At 70.9% G+C, this 20,259-nt stretch carries 20 protein-coding genes and 1 tRNA gene; 12 read left to right on the top strand and 9 right to left on the bottom strand.

What is annotated here, in order from left to right:
• Positions 1-7: 7 nt before the first annotated feature.
• The 3 genes from ACXKZF_RS12860 to ACXKZF_RS12850 are packed head-to-tail and all read right to left on the bottom strand — an operon-like array spanning position 8 to position 1,291.
• Entirely contained in the window at positions 8-145 is a 138-nt protein-coding gene (locus ACXKZF_RS12860) for a hypothetical protein (protein ID WP_488984444.1), read from the bottom strand.
• Positions 142-783: a dihydrofolate reductase family protein gene (locus ACXKZF_RS12855; protein ID WP_488984443.1), complete on the bottom strand. Its 642-nt coding sequence runs from the start codon at positions 781-783 to the stop codon at positions 142-144. Before ACXKZF_RS12855 ends, ACXKZF_RS12860 begins: the two co-directional genes overlap by 4 nt.
• Positions 784-802: 19 nt before the next feature.
• Positions 803-1,291 carry a YajQ family cyclic di-GMP-binding protein gene (locus ACXKZF_RS12850; RefSeq protein WP_488984442.1) on the bottom strand — a complete coding sequence of 163 codons (489 nt, stop codon included), beginning with the start codon at positions 1,289-1,291 and terminating at the stop codon, positions 803-805.
• A 107-nt stretch (positions 1,292-1,398) separates the two neighbouring features.
• Between ACXKZF_RS12850 and ACXKZF_RS12845 the strand changes: the two genes are divergently transcribed.
• From ACXKZF_RS12845 to ACXKZF_RS12835, 3 genes are all read left to right on the top strand, one after another.
• Positions 1,399-1,875, top strand: a complete 477-nt coding sequence (locus ACXKZF_RS12845) for a hypothetical protein (RefSeq protein WP_488984441.1) — start codon at positions 1,399-1,401, stop codon at positions 1,873-1,875.
• 46 nt (positions 1,876-1,921) lie between these two features.
• Complete coding sequence (locus tag ACXKZF_RS12840; protein ID WP_488984440.1) at positions 1,922-2,422, top strand: FBP domain-containing protein; 501 nt, start codon at positions 1,922-1,924, stop codon at positions 2,420-2,422.
• 96 nt (positions 2,423-2,518) lie between these two features.
• Positions 2,519-2,603: transfer RNA gene (locus ACXKZF_RS12835), tRNA-Tyr, on the top strand.
• A 51-nt stretch (positions 2,604-2,654) separates the two neighbouring features.
• On the opposite strand, the gene ACXKZF_RS12830 is transcribed toward ACXKZF_RS12835, so the two are convergent.
• Positions 2,655-3,002: a hypothetical protein gene (locus ACXKZF_RS12830; RefSeq protein ID WP_488984439.1), complete on the bottom strand. Its 348-nt coding sequence runs from the start codon at positions 3,000-3,002 to the stop codon at positions 2,655-2,657.
• A gap of 119 nt (positions 3,003-3,121) precedes the next feature.
• Positions 3,122-3,490: a DUF7882 family protein gene (locus ACXKZF_RS12825; protein ID WP_488984438.1), complete on the bottom strand. Its 369-nt coding sequence runs from the start codon at positions 3,488-3,490 to the stop codon at positions 3,122-3,124.
• A gap of 141 nt (positions 3,491-3,631) precedes the next feature.
• Here ACXKZF_RS12825 and ACXKZF_RS12820 point away from each other — a divergent pair, with 141 nt between their 5' ends.
• Positions 3,632-4,066, top strand: a complete 435-nt coding sequence (locus ACXKZF_RS12820; RefSeq protein ID WP_488984437.1) for a MarR family winged helix-turn-helix transcriptional regulator — start codon at positions 3,632-3,634, stop codon at positions 4,064-4,066.
• Here ACXKZF_RS12820 and aztA read toward each other — a convergent pair.
• Complete coding sequence (gene aztA / locus ACXKZF_RS12815) at positions 4,038-4,718, bottom strand: zinc ABC transporter ATP-binding protein AztA (protein WP_488984436.1); 681 nt, start codon at positions 4,716-4,718, stop codon at positions 4,038-4,040. The genes ACXKZF_RS12820 and aztA overlap by 29 nt on opposite strands.
• A 55-nt stretch (positions 4,719-4,773) precedes the next feature.
• On the opposite strand from aztA, the gene aztB reads away from it, so the two are divergent.
• The 4 genes from aztB to aztD all read left to right on the top strand — a co-directional run bounded on the left by aztB (position 4,774) and on the right by aztD (position 9,092).
• Positions 4,774-5,628 (top strand): zinc ABC transporter permease AztB, encoded by an 855-nt coding sequence (gene aztB, locus ACXKZF_RS12810; protein ID WP_243223864.1) that lies wholly within the window; start codon positions 4,774-4,776, stop codon positions 5,626-5,628.
• A gap of 14 nt (positions 5,629-5,642) precedes the next feature.
• The gene (locus ACXKZF_RS12805) at positions 5,643-6,866 is read left to right on the top strand and encodes an ABC transporter (RefSeq protein WP_488984435.1); all 1,224 of its coding nucleotides are present in this window, start codon (positions 5,643-5,645) and stop codon (positions 6,864-6,866) included.
• 1 nt (position 6,867) lies between these two features.
• Entirely contained in the window at positions 6,868-7,767 is a 900-nt protein-coding gene (aztC, locus tag ACXKZF_RS12800; RefSeq protein ID WP_488984434.1) for a zinc ABC transporter substrate-binding protein AztC, read from the top strand.
• A 95-nt stretch (positions 7,768-7,862) separates the two neighbouring features.
• Complete coding sequence (aztD, locus tag ACXKZF_RS12795; protein WP_488984433.1) at positions 7,863-9,092, top strand: zinc metallochaperone AztD; 1,230 nt, start codon at positions 7,863-7,865, stop codon at positions 9,090-9,092.
• Positions 9,093-9,102: 10 nt separating this feature from the next.
• On the opposite strand, the gene ACXKZF_RS12790 is transcribed toward aztD, so the two are convergent.
• Complete coding sequence (locus ACXKZF_RS12790) at positions 9,103-9,990, bottom strand: LysR family transcriptional regulator (protein ID WP_055955921.1); 888 nt, start codon at positions 9,988-9,990, stop codon at positions 9,103-9,105.
• A gap of 99 nt (positions 9,991-10,089) precedes the next feature.
• On the opposite strand from ACXKZF_RS12790, the gene ACXKZF_RS12785 reads away from it, so the two are divergent.
• On the top strand, positions 10,090-13,617 hold the full coding sequence (locus ACXKZF_RS12785; protein WP_488984432.1) for a bifunctional proline dehydrogenase/L-glutamate gamma-semialdehyde dehydrogenase: 3,528 nt from the start codon (positions 10,090-10,092) through the stop codon (positions 13,615-13,617).
• A gap of 99 nt (positions 13,618-13,716) precedes the next feature.
• Here the strand turns inward: ACXKZF_RS12785 and ACXKZF_RS12780 are convergent, their stop codons facing one another.
• Entirely contained in the window at positions 13,717-14,526 is an 810-nt protein-coding gene (locus ACXKZF_RS12780; RefSeq protein ID WP_488984431.1) for a pyridoxamine 5'-phosphate oxidase family protein, read from the bottom strand.
• Positions 14,527-14,607: 81 nt separating this feature from the next.
• Here ACXKZF_RS12780 and pdxR point away from each other — a divergent pair, with 81 nt between their 5' ends.
• Positions 14,608-16,059, top strand: a complete 1,452-nt coding sequence (pdxR, locus tag ACXKZF_RS12775; RefSeq protein WP_488984430.1) for a MocR-like pyridoxine biosynthesis transcription factor PdxR — start codon at positions 14,608-14,610, stop codon at positions 16,057-16,059.
• Between the two features lie 168 nt (positions 16,060-16,227).
• Here pdxR and ACXKZF_RS12770 read toward each other — a convergent pair whose 3' ends face one another.
• Positions 16,228-17,811, bottom strand: coding sequence for a phytoene desaturase family protein (locus ACXKZF_RS12770; RefSeq protein ID WP_488984429.1), 1,584 nt, complete (start codon positions 17,809-17,811; stop codon positions 16,228-16,230).
• A 62-nt stretch (positions 17,812-17,873) separates the two neighbouring features.
• Here ACXKZF_RS12770 and ACXKZF_RS12765 point away from each other — a divergent pair, with 62 nt between their 5' ends.
• Complete coding sequence (locus tag ACXKZF_RS12765) at positions 17,874-18,671, top strand: inositol monophosphatase family protein (protein ID WP_055955937.1); 798 nt, start codon at positions 17,874-17,876, stop codon at positions 18,669-18,671.
• 249 nt (positions 18,672-18,920) lie between these two features.
• Positions 18,921-20,246: a M23 family metallopeptidase gene (locus tag ACXKZF_RS12760; protein WP_488984428.1), complete on the top strand. Its 1,326-nt coding sequence runs from the start codon at positions 18,921-18,923 to the stop codon at positions 20,244-20,246.
• Positions 20,247-20,259: the final 13 nt, after the last annotated feature.

The raw sequence follows: 20,259 nt of genomic DNA, 5'->3' as shown, positions 1-20,259 counted from the left end.
CGTCCGGTCAAACCGGTTCTGTCGTGCGGATCAGCCCGCAGTTCACGCACGACCACGCCACGAGGAAACGCTCGTCGTCGAGGATCTCGAAGCGCAGGGGATCGCCGCACGTCGGGCAGGTGAGCGGATCGGACGGCGTGCTCATCGCGCGAACGTGACGTGGACGACGCCGCTCTCCGCCACTTCGGACGTGACGGTGAAGCGCTCGTCGAGGCCACGAAGGTCGTCCCACAGTCGGCCCCCGCGACCGAGGATGACGGGTCGGACGGCGACGTGAAGCCGGTCGACGAGGTCGGCTTCCAGTGCGGAACGGACGGTGGACAGCCCGCCGCCCACCCGGACGTCGGCGCCGCCGGCGAGCTCGTGCGCCCGGGTCACGGCATCCGTGATGCTCTCGGACGAGAACTCGAAGCGCGTGCCGTTGGCGAAGGCGATCGGCTCGCGCTGGCGATGGGTGAGCACGATGACGGGTACCTGGAACGGCGGCTCGTCGCCCCACCATCCGCGCCAGTCGGTGTCGTCGGGGAAGGAATGCAGGCCGAACATCGCCGCGCCCATGACCTCGGCGCCGACATTGTCGAAGTACGCCGCCGCGTAACGGTCGTCGACGCCGGTCGTGCCGGCGCCGGAGGTGTCGCCGAAGACCCGCTCGCGGAACGTCTTCGTCGCCATGTAGTCGGCGACGAGCCGACCCCAGTCCTCGCCCATCGGGTTCTCGGGGGTGGGGTCGGAGGGCATCGCCACCCCGTCGAGCGAGATGTTCAGATCGACGCGGACAGCCACGGCATCCTCCCGCCGTCGCTCAGCGGTAGTTCGTGAACTGCAGGTCGACGTCGAGGTCGGCGGCCTTGAGAAGGCGCTGCACCTCCTGCAGGTCGTCGCGCGACTTCGACTGCACGCGCAGCTCGTCGCCCTGGATCTGCGACTTCACGCCCTTGGGGCCCTCGTCGCGGATGATCTTGCCGATCTTCTTCGCGTCATCCTGCGAGATCCCCTCCTTCAGCGTGGAGGTGATGCGGTACTCCTTGCCGCTCTGCGTCGGCTCGCCACTGTCGAGGCTCTTCAGCGAGATGCCACGTTTGATCAGCTTGGTCTGGAGGACATCGAGGACGGCATTGGCCCGCTCTTCGGAGTTGGCCTTGATGACGATGGACTCGCCGCTCCAGGCGATGGAGGCGTCGGTCCCCTTGAAGTCGTAGCGCTGCTCGACCTCTTTGTGGGCCTGGTTGAGCGCGTTGTCGGCTTCCTGCCGGTCGATCTTGGACACGATGTCGAACGAAGAATCAGCCATCCCTCAAAGGTACCGGGGCTCTCGCGTCCGTCCTACGGACGGCGTGCCGTGTTCGCCGAGAGAGTGACGACCTCGACACCCCGCGCGCTCTTGTCTAACGTCGATGGATGGCTACGTGGAGAAAGTCCATCGCCCTGACCGTCGCCGGCGCCGCCCTCGTGGTCGTCGCGGGCTGCACGCCGACCGCCGAACCTGCGCCACCCTCGTCGGCGCCCGCGTCCGCGGAGCCGACGCAGACACCGATCCCCTACGCGGTGCCCACATCGGCGCCGGGCGAGATCGCTCGAGCGGTGTTCGAGGTCGTCGACGGGGTCAACACCACCGACACCGTGCTGTCCGACGCATTCGAGGCGGATGATGCCTTGACGGTGAGTGGCCAGTGCGAGGGCGGCGAGTGGATGCGCTACATCCTCCGCGACTCGACGCCCGACGGCGACGGCGCCGACCTCACCAGCGGAACCTTCCGGTGCGACTCGGCCGCGACGCAGGCCAACACGTACGTCGCCGGCGCCGGGGGCACCGTGCAGGTCGTGCTCACCGTGGCGGAGGGGACCGAACGCGCCTGGGTGACCGTGGAGAAGTGAGCCGGGCCCGCGCCAACGCCCCGTCGCGCTCGTAGACTCGGATGCCATGCGCGCACTCACCGAGAACGAGGTCAGGGACGCGTTCGTCAACGCCACCCCCGACGAGCTGCGGATCATCGCCCTGCCCCACGACTTCGTGCTGGCCGATTGGGATCACCTCGACTTCCTCGCCTGGCGCGACCCGCGTACCCGCGGTCGCGGCTACATCGTGACCGAGCATCAGGGAGTGCCCACCGGCGTCGTGCTGCGAGCCGCCGAGGGGCAGTCCCGCGCGCGGTCGGCGATGTGCAACCTGTGCCACACGATGCAGCCGGGCGATCAGGTGTCGCTGTTCACGGCCCGCCGAGCGGGGGATGCCGGGGAGCACGGCGACACCATCGGCACCTACATCTGCGCCGACATGTCGTGCCACGAGACGGTGCGCCTGGCCGCTCCGCTGGCGCCGAGCGAGATCCGCGCGAGCGTGGACCGCAAGATCGACGGCACGAAGCGCCGCACCGAGGAGTTCGTGAGCCGCGTACTGGATTCCGCCGAGGTCTCCCGCTGAGCGGATCGCCACCGTGGTTCGACGCATCCCTGCGGGGATAGTAGAGTGGTCTATCGCGCCTCTGGTCGACTGCGAAAGCCGGGCGGGTGCGCACCTGGCGAGTTACCCAAGCGGCCAAAGGGATCTGACTGTAAATCAGACTGCATTGCATTCGGGGGTTCGAATCCCTCACTCGCCACCATCAGAAAAGGGCACCCGATCGGGTGCCCTTTCTCGTGGCGTCTGCGGTTGCTCAGACGCCGGCGAGCAACGCCTTCGACCTCACCTCGAGGAACGACACCAACGCGGCGAGAACGGTGAGCTCGTTCCCGAGGTTGACCAGCTCGACCGTGTCGAGCTCGATGGTGGCGTCGCGCGCCTCCATCGTCGCCTTCCAGGCGCCGCCCCCTCCGGAGATGGGCTGCAGGTAGGTGACGGTCTTCGCGCCGCTGAGATCGACGACGATCAGGCCCGAGTCGGGATCCGTCTCGTCTTCCTGCCCGAGGAGTCGGATGTCGCTGCCGGTCAGGTAGCCGAGACCGCGAAACTGAGCCAGCCAGTCCTCGAGGAGGTCCTTGTTCAGAAGGCTTCGTACCGGCACGGCTCTCTCCGATCCATGCGCGTGAATATCACGCGTCCCCTCACATTATGACGGAGGAGATTGGACCGAGGCCAAAATCGAGCTCACGCGGTGCGACCGCGCGAGCGTGGTGGCCGCGCTCAGGCGGCGCGGACCGGGCGTCCGGCAGCGCGAGCGGCGTGCGCCGGAGCGTGCGCCGCCTCTTCGGCGGACTCCCACGTGCGCACGTCGATGACGAGACCCGACGCGGCGTTGGCCTGGTCGGCCAGGGCGCGCAGGTAGTCGCCGACGAGCTGCTCCGGCTCGGGAGACTCGAAGACGAAACGGAGGGGGATCGCCGGCTGGAGCCAGATGGTGGAGCGTCCGGGCTCACCCGCGGTGCCGGTCCAGGTGAAGGTGAACGATTCGCCGCGGCGGAGCTTCGTCGAGGCGATCACCTTGATGTATCCCATCAGGCGGTCCGGAAGCGAGATAGGCGCTACGTCGGAACCGTAGAACAGAGTGGCCATGGTGTCTCCTTCGGTCGTGAATGGGGGGTCGGCTAAAAATTAAACTAGCACGTATTTCACCAACTTAATTATTTTCATGAAATATTCACTTTCTTCACTATGGTGGGGGTAGTGGTCGGCCGGACCACGCTGAGGAGAGGGATGACGTTGTCGCACACCTCGGCGTTGATGACCGCACTCGACGATTACGTGACTGCTCGTGATGAGGCCGTCGCCAAGGCCCGCCGCGATCTGTCGGTCAGTGAGCTCGAGGCGGCAGCGATGTCGCACATCGCAGACGAGCCCGGCATCCGTCCCTCCGATCTGCGGGGACGCCTGGGAGTCACCGCTGCCGGCGTGACCACGCTCGTCGACCGCCTCATCGGGCGCGGGCTTCTGCGGCGCGAGCTCGACGCCGACGACCGGCGTGTGAACCACATCCACCTCGAGGTCGATCTCGACACGGAGCCGTGGGCGGCGCTCCGCCGCTTCCCGCGCGAGGTGGAGTCGGCCGTGAGCGCCGAACCCGCCGAAGTCGCCCGCGCCGCCGCCGAGATCCTCGTGCGCGTCACCGAACGGGTGCGCGTGCGGCTCTGACGCCGTCGAGTGAAGCGTGCGCTGTGCGCACGCGCCCCGCGTCCAGTTCCACCACGTGACCTGCGTCGGAGATCAATCGATCGTCATGGCTGACGCACACGACGGTGGCACCGCGGGCGAGTTCGTGGGCGATCGCGTCTCGATTGCGCTCCGCGCTCGCCGCATCGAGGCCCGTCGTGGGTTCGTCGAGAAGCAGGATGCCGGCCCTCCGGGCGAGTCCCTGCGCGAGGAGCGCGCGCTGACGCTGACCACCTGACAGCGAGCCGAACGGGAGCCGCGCCAGGGGGGCGATGTCGAGTCGCCGCATCGCCGTGTCGATCGCGACACGGTCGGATGCGTCGAGGCGACGGAGGGCTCCGGTGCGCCCCCACGCGCCGACCGCCACGATGTCGCGCACGGTGAGGGGCAGGTGTTCCGACACGGCCGCACGTTGCGGCACGAAGGCGCGGGAGCGCCCGCCCGCGTCGACGGAGCCGGACGACGGTTCTCGTGCACCGGCGAGCACCTCCAGCAGTGTCGACTTTCCCGCGCCGTTCGGGCCGACGATGACCGTCAGCGACCCCGCGGTGATGTCGATGTCGACGCCGTCGAGGGCGAGGGTGCCGCCGAGATCGACTTGGAGGGCGCGCGCGACGATGGCTGAGGGGGGCATGGCATCCATCATACGAGTTTGAGAATCATTCTCATTCTCGCTACGGTCGGGCATCGTGACCTGGCTCTCCGATCCCTTCTCGCTCGAGTTCGTGCAGCGCGCGCTCCTCGGCGGCGTTCTCGTGGCGATCCTGTGCGCGATCGCCGGCACGTGGGTGATCGTGCGGGGCATGGCGTTCCTGGGCGAGGCGCTGGCGCACGGAATGCTCCCCGGCGTCGCCCTCGCGACCGTGATGGGACTGCCGGTGCTGCTCGGAGCCGCGGTGAGCGCCGTGGCCATGAGTCTCGGCATCGGGGCGCTGCAACGGCGCGCGAAGCTGTCGTACGACACGAGCATCGGCCTGCTGTTCGTCGGCATGCTCGCGCTCGGCGTCATCGTCATCTCGCACGCCGGGAGCTTCGCGACGGATGCCACGGCCATCCTGTTCGGCGACATCCTGGCCATCGGAGTCGGGGACCTCTTCGTCCTCGCCGTCGCCGTGGTCGTCGGCCTCACCGCGGCCGTGACGGCGCACCGCTCGCTCGTCGCACTCGCGGTCGACGAGCGTGTCGCACGCGTGCTGGGTCTCGGTCCGCGCGTCGCGCAGACGGTGCTGGTCGGTCTCGTCACCCTCGCCGTCGTCGCGTCGTACCAGGCGGTCGGATCCCTGCTGGTGGTCGGACTGCTGGTCGCCCCCGCGGTCGCCGCGCGCCAGTGGACGCACCGCATCCCAACCACCATGGTGCTCGCCGCCGCCATCGGCGCCGCGGCGGTCGCGGCGGGACTCCTCATCTCCTGGCACGCCGCCACCGCCGCCGGCGCCACGATCGCGGCCAGCGCCATCGGCGCGGCGGGCGTCTCGTGGGCCCTTCGCGCCGGTCGCGACGCCGTGCGTGGCCGCACGGCATCCCCTGTCCTTCTTCCCGCCTGACCTGGAAAGTCCTCATGCCCCATCCCGCTTCCCCTCGGCGGCTCGCTCCGCTGGGGGCGCTGCTCCTCGTCGCTCTCGCCGGTTGCGCCGCTCCCGCGTCTCCCGCCGGCGACATGCCCACCGACCCCTCGGCCGACACCCACGGTGAGATCGCCGGCGCCGCGGAGCTCGCCGAACCCGCCGTCGGCCTCACCTCGATCGATGGTGAGGGACACGTGTCGCACCTCGACCTGCTCGAGGAGACCACGGCCGATCTCGGCGCCGTGCGCGCTCCGCTCTCGATGCATTCGGAGGGGCGCTACCTGTTCGCGGCCGACGAGTCCGGGGTCTCGGTCATCGACAGCGGGGTGTGGACCTGGGATCACGTCGACCACTTCCACTACTACCGCGCCGAGGCGCGCATCCTCGGCGACGTCGAGGGTGAGGGGATCGCGGCCGCGGCGACGTCGAACTCATCGACCACCGGCGGCACGGGGCTCTTCTTCCCCGGATCGGGTGAGGCCGTTCTTCTCGACACCGAGGCGCTGTCGACGGGGGAGATCGTCGAGACGTTCCGGCTGCAGAACGTTCCCGGCGCGGGGCTGGTCGTGCCCGCGGGCTCGTTCGCCGCGGTGGCTGCGGGTGGCGAGGTGACGCTGCACGCGACCGACGGCACCGCGGTCGGCGAGGCCGCCGCCTGCGCGGACCCCGCCGGCACCATCACCACCCGCGTCGGTGCGGTGATCGGATGCCAGGACTCCGCCCTCCTCATCACCGTCGCCGACGAGCAGCCCGTCGTCGAGCGCATCCCGTACCCCGTAGGCGCGACCGCGCCGCGCGCCACCGCGTTCGCGAATCGCGAGGGGCGGCCGACGGTCGCAGCGGTCGCCGAGGGGGTCGGGGTGTGGATGCTCGACACGCGAGAGCGATCGTGGACGCTTCTGCCGACGGCCGAGCCGGTCGTGCAGGTCACGGCGGTCGACGACAAGGACGCGAACCTGCTCGCCCTCACCGCCGACGGTCGAATGCTGGTGCTCGACGGCGGGACCGGTGCGCTGCGAGCGGCATCCGCTCCGCTCGTGAGCGCGAGCCTGGCCCAGGGACAGCCGGTCAGTCTCATCGCCGACCAGCAGCGCGCCTACCTCAGCGGACCCGCCGAGGGCCGCATGTGGGAACTCGACTTCGCCGACGGCGCACGCATCGCCCGCGAGTTCACGCCCGAGCGCACACCGCTCTTCGTCGCCGAAACGGGGCGCTGACATGAAGAAATTCCTGGCCGTCGCGCTCACGGCCGCCGTGCTCGCCCTCACCGGCTGCGCGGGCGGCGTGGCATCCGATCGCCCGCTCGTCGTGGTGACGACGAACATCCTGGGCGACGTCGTGTCGAACCTCGTCGGCGACGACGTCGAGGTGATGACGCTCATGCGTCCCGGCGCCGACCCGCACTCGTTCGAGATCTCCGCCGCCGAGGCCGCCCGCATGCGCTCCGCCGACCTGCTGGTGGCCAACGGCATCGGCCTCGAGGAGGGACTGCAGCAGCACCTCGATGCCGCGGCATCCGAGGGGGTCCCCACCTTCGTCGCGGGGGCCGCCGTCACCGTGCTTCCGTACACCTCGACCGACGCCGGAGGTGCCGACGATCCGCACTTCTGGACGGATCCCGCACAGATGATCGCCGTCGTCGACGCCCTCACGCCGATTCTCGAGGGAGTGGGCGGTGCCGCTGTCGCCGATCACGCCGCCGCGTACCGTGCGGAACTCACCGATCTGGATGCCGAGATGACCGCCGCCTTCGCCGCGATCCCGACGGAGCGGCGCGCGCTCGTGACCAACCACCACGTCTTCGGCTACCTCGCCGACCGTTTCGACTTCCGTCTGGTGGGGGCTGTCATCCCCGGTGGCACGACCCTCGCCGCTCCCAGCACGAGCGACCTCGCCGACCTCGTGTCGGCGATCGATCGGGCCGGTGTGCCGACCATCTTCGCGGAGTCGTCGTCGCCCGACCGCCTCGTGCGGGCGCTCGCCGATGAGGCCGACCGGCAGGTCGCGGTGGCCGAGCTGTTCACCGAGTCGCTCACCGACGCCGACGGCGGAGCGCCCGACTACCTCGCCATGATGCGCGTCAACACCGAGCGCATCCGTTCCGGTCTGGCTCCCTGAGCCCGACGTCAGAGCCCCGACACGGCGCACCCCGTCGCCGCGTCATCGCCCGGACCCTCGCACCGCCGCGGGTCCTCACCCAGAAAGAGAATCACATGCGCAGTTCCTCCCTCCGCGCGGATCGCCTCCGCCGCGCGGGCCTGCTCGCCCTCGCGGTCGGGGCCACGGTCGGCCTCTCGGCCTGTGCCGGCGGCGCCGGAACCGGCTCGGCCGCTCCCGCCTCCAGCGCCCCCGCCACCACCGCGGCCGACACCGGCACCCGCGTCGCCCTGTCGTACCCCGGCGGGGTGGTCGTGCTGGACGGTCAGAGCCTCGAGACCCTCGGCGACTTCACGTCGGAGGAGTTCACCCGCCTGAACTCCGCCGGCGACGGCCGCCATGTCATAGTCACCACGAGCGAGGGTTTCCAGGTCCTGGATGCCGGCACCTCCGGCGTGGAGCCGCAGCTCACCGACCTCGTGTTCGCGGCCGCCAAGCCCGGCCATGTCGTCACGCACGGCGGCAAGACGGTGCTGTACGCCGACGGCACGAGCGACTCCACCATTTTCGACACCGACGCCCTGCTGGCATCCACCGACGAGCTCCCCGCGGTCGAGACCATCCCCGGCGCCGAGGCGCACCACGGTGTGTCGATCGTGCTCGAGGACGGCTCGTTCGTCACGACCGTCGGCAACGCGAACGGCCGCACGGGGATCGTCGTCAAGGACGCTTCGGGTGCGACCGTCGCCGAGAACGCGACCTGCCCCGGCGTGCACGGCGAGGGCACCGCGAAGAACGAGGTCGTCGTCTTCGGCTGCGACAACGGCGCCCTCATCTACGACGACGGCGTGATCACCAAGGTCGAGGCCCCCGACCAGCCGTACGGCCGCTCGGGCAACATGTTCGTCAGTGAGACCAGCCCGCTGGTGCTCGGCGACTACAAGGACGACCGCGACGCGGAGGGCTACTTGCTGCACCGCGTCTCGGTGGTGGACACCGCGGCGAAGACGCAGACCATCGTCGACATGCCGGCGGGGGCCGAGTACACCTTCCGCGACCTGGCCCGCGGCCCCGAGGACCTCGGCTACATCCTCGCCTCCGACGGCGCCATCCACGTGTTCGACCTCGAGTCGGGTGCCTTCACCGAGGCGTTCCCCGTGATCGACGCCTGGGAGGGCCCGGTCGAGTGGCAGGACGCCCACCCCGCGATCAAGGTGTCGGGCGACATCGCCTACGTCACGGAGCCGACGAAGAACGCCGTGCACGCGGTCGATCTGACCACCGGCGAGGTCGTGAAGAGCGCGACGCTGGAGCAGACTCCGAACGAGATCGCGCTCACCAAGTAAGATCCCCCGCTCACCGACCGCCCCGGTCGTACGCCACCTGCAGTGCCGCGCGCACCGCGCGTACACCGGGGCGGTCGGCCGTTCCGCGGCGCACCGCGGTGAACACCTCGCGGCGCGGTTCACCCGGAAGATCGACCAGCCGCACCGGTGGAGTGCCCCCGGCGAAGACGAGGTCGGGGATCATTCCGACCGCGTGACCGGATGCCACGAGGCGCACGTGCGCGGTCAGGTCGGCCATCTCGAAGCGCACGTCGGGTTCGAAGCCCGCGGCCCGGCACTGCTGGGTCGCCCATTGTCGGGCGGCGGTGCCCACGGGTTCCATCACCCATGCGCGATCGCGGAGATCGGCGAGGGTCTCGGCGGGATCGCCGTGCGCGACGGCGAGGTGGATGGCATCCCGCCCCAGCAGGCTCCGCTCGATGCCGTCGCGGTGCTCGCGCGTATGACCGGGGTACTGCTCGGCGACGGCGAGGTCGAAGCCGCGCGCCGCGACCTCGAACAGCCCCTCTTCCGGGGCGAGTTCGGCCACCTCGATGCGCAGCAGCGGCTCGCTCTCGGCGAGGGCGTCGAGGGCACGGGGGAGCAGGCCGTGTGCGGCGGACTGCATCACCGCGACGCGCACCGGCGCGAGCGAGGGGCGGAGGCGTTCGAGCTCGGCGCGCGCCGCCTCGTCGGCGTCGAGCATTCGCGCGGCGTGCGCGGCGAGGGCCGCGCCCTGAGCGGTCAACCGGAGGCGCCGGCCGTCGGGCTCGAGAAGAGGCACGCCGGCTTCACGTTCGAGCAACGAGAGCTGCTGCGAGATCGTCGACGGACTGTACGAGAGAGCATCGGCGACGGCGGCCAGGGTGCCGCGCATTGACAGTTCGTGCAGCAGGCGCAGACGGCGGAGGTCGAACATGGCATCCCTTCGGTCCTGTCGAACAAAACCCGTCATCAATCATCGCTTTTCCTGACGGGACGCGGGCCGCATGCTGAGGGCATCCGAGGAAGGATCGCCATGTCGCTCACTGACGCATCTCCCGTCGCCTCCGGCACCACCCCCGCCGGGCATGTCACCCCCGCCGGGCATGTCACGCCCGACGAGCAGATTTCGCCCGCCGAGCTGGTCGCGCCCGCCGCGCTGGCCGACGAGGCCATCGCCCTCGTGCGCCGCTGGCTCGCCGAAAGCAGGGAAGAGCCGGTCGACGTCTCCGCCGAGCGCCTGGCCGGGGTGCTGCGCGACCCGCACGGCCTCGACTTCACGGTGGGGTTCGTCGACGGTGTCGTGCGCCCTGACGACGTGCGAGTCGCCGCGCGCAATCTCGCCGCCCTCACCCCCCTCATCCCCGGCTTCCTGCCGCTGCACCTGAAAGCTGCGATCCGTCTCGGCGCCTTCGCCGCGCCGATCCTCCCGCGAGTCGTCGTGCCCGCCGCCCGCACGGCGCTGCGCTCGATGGTGCGCCACCTCATCGTCGACGCCAGCGACCGCAAGCTCGGCGACGCCATCACCTCGATCCGCGGCCGAGGAGACGGCATCCGTCTCAACGTGAACCTGCTCGGTGAGGCGATCCTCGGCAAGAGGGAGGCCGCGCGCAGGCTCGCCGGAACGCGCAAGCTGCTCGCGCGCGCCGACGTGGACTACGTCTCGATCAAGGTGTCGTCCACCGTCGCGCCGCACACGCCGTGGGCCTTCGACGCCGCCGTCGCCGACGCCGTCGCGGCCCTTCGCCCGCTCTACCGGGTGGCCAAGGAGACCGGCACGTTTCTGAACCTCGACATGGAGGAGTTCAAAGACCTCGACCTCACCCTCGCCGTCTTCGAGACGCTGCTCGGCGAGCCCGAGTTCCACGGCGTCGAGGCCGGCATCGTGCTGCAGGCCTACCTTCCCGACGCCCTCGCCGCGATGGTCCGCCTGCAGAAGTGGACCGCCCGGCGCGTGGCATCCGGGGGTGCGCCCATCAAGGTGCGCGTCGTCAAGGGCGCGAACCTTCCGATGGAACGGGTGGATGCCGACGTCCACGACTGGCCGCTGGCCACGTGGCCGTCGAAGCAGGCGACCGACGCGTCATACAAGGCGGTGCTCGACTACGCGCTGCGGCCCGAGCGCACCGCGAACGTGCGGATCGGCGTCGCCGGCCACAACCTGTTCGACGTCGCCCTCGCGTGGCTGCTCGCGGAACGGCGCGGAGTCACCTCGTCGACGGGCACGCCCGGCGTCGAGGTCGAGATGCTGCTCGGCATGGCGACCGCCCAGCAGGCCGTCGTGCGTCGGACCGTCGGCGCGATCCTGCTGTACACCCCGGTCGTGCACCCGCAGGAGTTCGACGTCGCGATCGCGTACCTCATCCGCCGCCTCGAAGAAGGCGCGTCGAGCGAGAACTTCATGTCGGCGGTGTTCGACCTCGACACCCACGCGGCGCTGTTCGCCCGCGAGCGCGACCGCTTCCTGGCATCCCTCGCCGACATGCCCGAGGGTGTTCCGACCTCCCACCGCGTGCAGGATCGCACGGCCGCGGCAGAGCCCGCGCCCACGCATGCGTTCCGCAACACACCCGACTCCGACCCGGCGATCGCGGCCAACCGCGACTGGGCGCGCGCGATCGTGGCGCGGATGGAGCGCTCGGAACTCGGTCGCGCGAGCATCGCCGCGCACACCGTGACCGACGAAGGCGCCCTGAACGCGCTGATCCAGGATGCCGCGACGGCGGCCGTGAGTTGGCGGGAGCTGGGGGCTGCGAAGCGCGCTGAGATCCTCCATCGCGCGGGCGACGCGCTCGAGGCCCGTCGAGCCGATCTGCTCGAGGTCATGGGTGCCGAGTGCGGCAAGGTCATCGAGCAGAGCGACCCCGAGGTGTCGGAGGCGATCGACTTCGCCCACTACTACGCCGAGCAGGCGCGCGCGCTCGACGACGTCGACGGCGCGACCTTCACGCCCGTCGGGGTGACGGTGGTCACTCCTCCCTGGAATTTCCCCGTCGCGATCCCCGCCGGCTCGACCCTCGCCGCGCTCGCCGCAGGGTCCGCGGTGGTCATCAAGCCCGCGGGCCTCGCCGAGCGCTCCGGCGCCGTGATGGTCGAGGCGCTCTGGGAGGCGGGCGTGCCCCGCGAGGTGCTCAGGCTCGTGCAGGTGTCCGAGAACGACCTCGGTCGTCAGCTGCTCACCCACCCCGCCGTCGAACGGGTCGTGTTGACCGGGGCGTACGAGACCGCCGAGCTGTTCCGCTCCTTCCGCCCCGATCTGCCGCTGCTCGCCGAGACGAGCGGCAAGAACGCCGTGATCGTCACCCCCAGCGCCGACCTCGACCTCGCGGCGAAGGACGTCGCGATGTCGGCCTTCGGCCACGCGGGCCAGAAGTGCTCGGCGGCATCCCTCGTCGTGCTCGTCGGCTCGGTCGCACGCTCGCGTCGCTTCCGCGACCAGCTCGTCGACGCGGTCACCTCCCTCGAAGTCGGGATGCCGTGGGACGAGGCCTCCCGTGTCGGTCCGCTGATCGAGCCGGCCCAGGGCAAGCTTCTCAAGGCCCTCACCTCGCTCGAGCCCGGCCAGCGCTGGGTCGTCGAGCCTCGCCGCCTCGATGACGACGGGATGCTGTGGCGTCCCGGCATCCGCGAGGGCGTGCAGCCGGGGAGCGAGTTCCACCGCACCGAGTACTTCGGACCCGTGCTCGGCATCATGACTGCCGAGACCCTGGATGAGGCGATCGACATCGTCAACGCCATCGAGTACGGCCTCACCTCGGGCCTGCACGCGCTCGACGCGGTGGAGATCGACACGTGGCTCGCGCGTATCGAGGCGGGCAACGTCTACGTCAACCGCGGCACCACGGGTGCCATCGTGCAGCGCCAGCCGTTCGGCGGCTGGAAGAAATCCGCAGTGGGGGCGGGGACGAAGGCCGGCGGCCCGCACTACCTCTTCGGGTTCGGGACGTGGACGGATGCCGAGACTTCGGCGCCGCGGTTCACCGACGCCTTCGCCGCACCGGCGCTGGCCGCCGTGCCTGCGAGCGACCGCGAGTGGCTGGCAGCGGCCCTCTCCAGCGACGCTGCCGCGTGGACGTCGGAATTCTCGCTCGCCCGTGACGTGACGGGGCTCGAGTCGGAGCAGAACGTGCTGCGCTACGCCGCCGTGCCCGTGACCGTGCGGCTCGAGGACGCGTCGGAGACGGCGCTGGTGCGGGTGACCGCGGCGGGTGTGCGGGCGGGGTCGCCGGTGACGGTCAGCACTGCGCGCGAACTGACGCCCGCGGTACGCGCGTGGCTCGAGGGCGTCGGCGTGCGTGCCGCTGTCGAGGACGCCGCCGGCTGGGGTCGCCGCGCCGCGCGCATCGCCCGCACGGGCGGACGCGTCCGGCTGCTCGGCGGCTCACCGGCCGCGGTGGCCGAGGCCACCGGAGGCTCGCCCTCGCTCGCCGTCTACTCGGGCGCGGTCACCCGTGCGGGGCACGTCGAGCTGTTGCCGTTCCTGCGTGAGCAGGCCGTGTCGATCACGGCGCACCGCTTCGGCACTCCTCGTCGCTACGAGGTTCCCCCGCTCGTCGCGCGGTGACCACCGTGGCGGGCGGGGCTGTTCGTTCGGGGTGGCCCCGCCCGTCGGTGTCTCGTCGTCGTCGTCGTTGCTGCGTCGTCTTCGGCCGGGCAGGGTCGGTCAGGCCGTTCCCGACGCGGCGACACGCTGTGCGGCCCGGCGCACCGAATCCGGCACGGAAGTGCTCGGGTCGGTCTGCGGCGAGGTCACCGGCGCGCCCGCGACGATCCGCAGCGGCAGCATGCCCGCCCACACCCCGCGGTCCTCGCCGTCGTCGTCGACCTCCACGAGGGAGCCCGCGTTGTCCTTGACGCTCGCCTCGGCGAGCGGCAGGCGCAGGACCATGGTCGCCGCGATCTCGCGCGCGGTCATCGGGCGCACGTCTTCGCTCCGCCCGGGCATGAGGTGCTCCGACAGCGCGAGGAGCGCGGCATCCTTCTGCTCCGGGGGGACGACGGATGCGACCCCGTGCACGACGGCGCACCGGTAGCGCATCGAGCTGTCGAAGAGCGACCGGGCGTACTTCAGGCCCAGCAGGTGCGTCACCGTCAGGCAGACCGGGGCGCCCGCGGCGACGCGACGGAAGAAATCGCTACCGGTCGAGCCGTGAAGGAGCACGTCGTCACCGTCGCGGCCGATGCCGATCGGCAGGGCCACGGGCCGGTCGTCGCGGACGATGGCGAGCGTTCCCGACAGCGCGCCGTCGATCACGTCGTACAGCGCGGCGCGATCCGTGCGCTGGTGGTGCGCGCCGTGGCGGACGCGAGTGAGAGCGGTGAGGGGCAGGTCGGGGACGGGCCGGTCGGTGAGCGGCAGGTCGGTGGGAGACGGATCGGCGTGGGGGCGGTCGGGCCGAGCGACGTCGGCGTGACGCGCTTGCGGGTTCGGCGAGTCGGTCAGGGGCTGTCCAGTGACGGGTACGTCGGTCATGACCCGATTGCACCCGATCTGCTGGACCATGACGTAGTCCACTTCTCGCGCGTTCTTGTGGACCAGTGGCAGACTTCATGCGTGATCTCCCTCGGCATCCTGGATCGTCGCTCGACCGTGCCGCTGCACGAGCAACTCGCCCACGGACTGCGGGCGGCGGTGCTCGCGGGACGCGTGGGTGGGGGAGAAGCGGTGCCGTCGACGCGCGCGCTCGCCGCCGACCTCGGAGTCGCTCGCGGCACCGTTGTCGCCGCGTACGAGATCCTCGCGGGCGAAGGGTATCTGGTGTCCCGACCGGGGGGTGCGACCGTCGTCGCCGAGGTCACGGCGCGTTCACCGTCACCGCGCGCGCGGGCCGGCATCGGCGCAGTGGAGGAGTCGCCGCTCGTGGATCTGCGTCCGGGGCGGCCCGGCACGACGGGTCTCGCCGATGCGGCGTGGCGATCCGCGTGGCGGCGGGCGACGGCGGGAGACCCGGATGCGGACGTCTCCGACACCGCGGGCGCACCGGCCCTGAGGGCGGAGATCGCCGGGTACCTCGGTCGTGCGCGTGGGCTCGATGTGGCGGCATCCGACGTCGTCGTCACCGCCGGCACCAGCGACGCGATGCTCCTGGCGCTGCTCACCATGTCGCCGCGCGGCGGCCGGACGAGGTTGCGGGTCGGCATCGAGAACCCGGGGTATCCGCGCGTGCACCGGATCCTCCGTCGGCTCGGGATCGAGGCCGTCCCCGTTGCCGTGCGTCTCGGCGCGGGTCTCGACCTCGACGCGGTCGAGCGTCAGCGCGATCTCGATGCGTTCATCGTCACGCCCCACCATCACTACCCGCTCGGAAGTCGATTGGATGCCGAGGCGCGCGCCCGTCTGCTCGCCTGGGCCGACCGCGAGGACGTCGTCGTCATCGAGGACGATTACGACAGCGAGTTCCCTCACGGCCGGGCGCCCCTTCCCCCGCTGCACATGATCGATCCCGCGCGGGTCGTCTTGATCGGCAGTCTGTCGAAGACCCTCACACCTGCAGTCCGTTGCGGGTGGCTCGTCGCGACCGGCGAGGTGGGTGAGCGGATGCGCGCGGCGCGCGGCGATCTCGATCTCCCGGTCTCGCTCGTGCAGCAGCATGCGCTCGCGCTGTACCTCGCCGAGGGTTCGCTCGCACGGCACACGGCGCGGCGGCGGCGCGAGTATCGCCACCGTCGTCGCCTCCTGCTCGAGGCTTTCTCGGGCGTGCCGGGCGTCGACCTGGCGGCCACGGACGGTGGCCTGCATGCGGTGGCGTTGCTCCCCGGGAGGGGTAAGGATGCCGAGCGCGCGATCGTCGCGGATCTCGCCGAGCGCGGCATCCGGGTGGCGCCTCTGGCCTCGTACATCTGGGAGGGCGCCGCCTCGTCGCTTCCGGCGGGCATCGTTTTCGGGTACGCCGCGCCATCGACCGTCGTGCTCGTGGAAGCGATCGAGGGGATGCTCGCCGTTCTGCGTGCGCACGTCGGTATCGGTGGTCCCACGGGGTCGATGTCGGGCGGGGATGAGGCGTAACGCGGACGGTGTGCCCGCACAGCGGTGCGGTGGGAGGCTCCTCTGGTGACTTCCACCAGAGTCTCCGTGGTCCGCGGGCATCAGAGCTGAGTTCCCAGAGGTGCACTGCCGACTCGCGATCCGAGGAGGTGGCGCCACCGGCGGGTTCGCCACCGCCCCGAGCCCGCTCTACGGCTGCAGCATCTCCAGCGCAGCCATCGCCGCGTTCTGCCCCCCGATACCGCTGACCGCCCCGCCCCGCTGCGCGCTCGACCCGCACAGCAGCACGCGCGAGTGCGGTGTCGCCACGCCCCACCGCTCCGCGGGGGAGTGCGCCGGTGAAGACAGCCACGGCCACGACAGTGCGCCGTGGAAGATGTCGCCGCCGACCATGTTCAGCGACGTCTCCAGGTCGGTCGTCGTGCGGGCTTCGATGCACAGCCGCCCGTCGGGCGCACGCAGGATGCAGTCGCGCAACGGCTCGGCCAGCACCGTGTCCAACGATGCCTGCGCTGCCGCCAGCAGCCGTGCCCCCGCGGCGACGGGATCGGTGTCGTCGATGAGGCGATGCGGCACCTGCAGCCCGAACATCGTCAACGTCTGTGCGCCCGACGCCCGCAGGTCGTCGCCGAGGATCGACGGATCGGTCAGCGAGTGGCAGTAGATCTCGACGGGGAGCGGCTCGGGGAGGAGTCCCGCGGATGCCGCCACGTGCGCGGCATCCAACTGGGTCATCGTCTCGTTGACGTGGAAGGTGCCCGAGAACGCGGCCTCGGGGGTGACGGAGGTGTCGCGCAGTCGGGGCAGTCGCGACAGCAGCATGTTGACCTTGACCTGCGCGCCCTCGGGCTGCGGGGCGCCGGTGGTCGCAGAACCGCCCGCGGCGAGTAACCGGTCGAGCACCGCGCTCCCGACGCCGCTGAGCACGAGCTCCCCGTGGAACACCTCCGATCGATCGGTCATGGTGTGCACGTCGCCGTCGGGTGAGACCGAGATGACCTCGACTCCCGTCACGATCTGCGCGCCGGCCTCGCGCGCGGCGCGTTCGAGTTCCGCCGTGACGGCGCCCATGCCTCCGACAGGGACGTCCCAGTGACCGGTCTCGCCGCCGATGACGTGATAGAGGAAGCAGCGGTTCTGCGCGAGCGAGGGGTCGTCCGATGACGCGAACGTACCGATCAGCCCGTCCGTCAACGCGATGCCGCGCACCACGTCGCTCTCGAATGACGCGCGCAGCAGATCGCCGAGCGGACGCTCGGTCAGCGACGAGAACAGCGCGTCGTCCCCGACCCGCTCGCGCACCTCGTCGGCGGTCGGGAGCGGCTCGGTCATCGTCGGGAACACCGCGCGGCCGAGGGGTGCCAGACGCTCCCCGAACGCGGCGTACCGCTCGGCCTCGCCGGTGTCCCCCAGGGTGCGGGTGAACGACGCGGCCGTCGCCTCGGCATCCTCGGTGTCGATGAGGATGCCGCGCGACGGATCGACCGGATCGGGTGTGTACGAGGAGTACCGGCGTCGCCGCAGCTCGATGCGCAGGCCCAGGTCGTCGATGATCTTCTTCGGCAGAAGGCTGACGAGGTAGGAGTAACGCGACAGCCGCGCGTCGACCCCGCGCCACGGGCGTTCCGACACGGCGGCGCCGCCCACGGCATCCGTTCGCTCGATCACCACCACACGACGCCCGGCGCGGGCGAGGTAGGCCGCGGCGACGAGGGCGTTGTGCCCTCCTCCCACGATGACGACGTCGTACCGGCGAGCATCCGAGGCGGTCATGTTATTCACGGTATCCACGGACGCGACTTCGGCGGAGGGGGTGGCGCAGTAGCGTGGATGCCATGACTTCCCCCGCGGATCTCCTCGACATCGCCACACGAATCGCACGAGAGGCCGGCGAGCTGGCTCTCCGTCGCCGCCGCGAGGGAGTCACGGTCGCGGCCACGAAGTCGGCCGCTGCCGACATCGTCACCGCCGCCGATCGCGAGGTCGAGGCCTTCATTCGTGCGGAGCTGGTTCGAGAGCGTCCGGGCGACGGGTTCTTCGGCGAGGAGTCCGACGCCGAGGCCGGCACGAGCGGCATCACCTGGGTCGTCGATCCGATCGACGGCACCGTCAACTACGCCTACGGCATCCCGGCCTGGGCGGTGAGCATCGCCGCCGTCGAGGGCACCGCCGAGACCGCGTCATGGACCGCGCTCGCCGGTGCCGTCTTCAACCCCATCACGGGCGAGCTGTTCCGCGCCGCGCGCGGCGGCGGAGCCTGGCTCGGAGATCAGCGCCTCTCGGTCAGCGAAGTGGGCGAGGCCGGTGGGCTCGTCGCGACGGGCTTCGGCTACAACCCCGAGACGCACGGCCCGGCGCTCGCGCAGCTGTCGCGCGTCATGCCGATCGCACGCGACGTGCGTCGCATCGGTGCGGCCTCGCTCGACCTGGCATCCGTCGCCGCCGGTCGCGTCGACGCCTATTACGAGAGCGGGACCCACCCCTGGGATCACGCAGCCGGGGCCTTGCTGGTCGAAGAGGCCGGGGGGCGTGTCGGCGGCGCGCCCGGCGGTCGCCCGGGCAACGGCATGGTCATCGCGTCCGGCCCCGACTTCTTCTCGCGGCTCGAGCCGCTGCTCGACTTCGAGAGGTGACCCCCTCCCGCTCATCGCATTCTCAGATGACGGGGGTAGAGTGTTTACCAGTTCGTTATCTTCCGCAACCCGAACCTGCGGAAATGGCCAAGCCCCACAGCCCGAAGCCGTCGCCCGAGCGCGACACGACACGAGAGCCCTCGCGCGTTGCCGTCAGAAGCCTTCCCGACTGAGCCTGCCCCCACCCGGCGGTCCCGTCGCCCCCTCGCCCCTGCCCACGAGGCCGCCACCCGGCCGACTCGAGTCGAGATGCGTCGCCACGGTGCGAGCGACCCGGCCCCGGCCGACGCCGAGAACGCCGCGCAGCCCGAGCTGATCGAGAACGTGGCCGCCGCCGTCCTCGAGACGGTCATCGCCGCGACGATCGACGCCACGCTCCCCGAGACGGATGCCGCGCCCTCGGCCGATGCAGAACCCGACGCCCTCGAGGTCACCGTCGTCGACGAGCGCTCCTCCGACGAGGTCGCCGTCATCCTCCAGAGCGCCGACAGCGACAGCGCCACGACGCCCGTCACGCTGCCGACCTCCCCGATCACCCTCCCGGTCTCGTCGCGTCGTTCGCGCCGTCGCCCGCAGGGGGCGGTCATCCTCGACAGTGCCGAGACGCCCGAGTCGCCGGTCGCCGAGGCATCTGTCTCAGATGCACCCGCCGCTGAGGCGCCGCGCGCCGAGCAGGCCCCGGATGCCGCCGGCGTCCCCGTCGACGACGAATTCACGTCGGCCGCGCGCCTCTTTTCGTTCACCGGCGAGACCGCCGTTCAGCAGAACCGCGTGGTCGCTCCCGTGCAGCCCGTCGCCGAGGGTCTTCCGGCCGCGGCGACGACCGGCTCGCGCCGCAACGTGCGCCGCATCGCGGCCACGTCGTTCTCCGTCGGCGTCATGGGCGTCGTGGGTCTGCTGACGGTGGGCATGACCATGCCGGTCAGCGCCCTCGCCTCGGCGAACGGCACCGACAGCGTCACCGCGAGCGAAAGCGTCACCACCCGGCTCGCCGTCGGCGGCGACGTCGCGGCATCCGAGGGTGCCATCCAGGCCTACGTCGCGCCCGCCGCGGCGCAAGCGGCTGTCGTCGACCGCTCCGACGGCTACAGCGCGACCACCTACGCGCAGATGGCCGCCGACTCGGGGATCACGAACCCGTCCAACTTCTACGTCAACGACCCCACAGCGCCCATCCAGTGGCCCTTCGCGGTCGGTGTGCCCATCACGTACGGCTTCGGCATGCGCGACGGCACCATGCACGAGGGTGCCGACTTCGTGCCCGGCGAGGGCTCGCCCGTCCAGTCGATCGCCGACGGCACCGTCCGCATCGCGACCGAGCAGGGCGGCGCCTTCGGCGTCACGGTTCTGATCGATCACGAGATCGACGGTCAGCTCATCTCGAGCCGGTACGGGCACATGCAGTACGGCTCGCTGCAGGTCACCCAGGGTCAGCACGTGAAGGTCGGTCAGTTCCTCGGCCGCACCGGCAACACGGGCCGCTCGTTCGGTGCCCACACCCACGTCGAGATCCTGCAGAACGGCACCACGCCGATCGATCCGATCGTGTGGCTGCGTCAGCACACCGGCGGCTGACCCGATTGGTGAG

The organism is Microbacterium sp. ABR10 (genome assembly GCF_057812175.1).
Note: the sequence above shows the minus strand (reverse complement) of the source record. Positions and strands in the feature narration are given on the sequence as shown.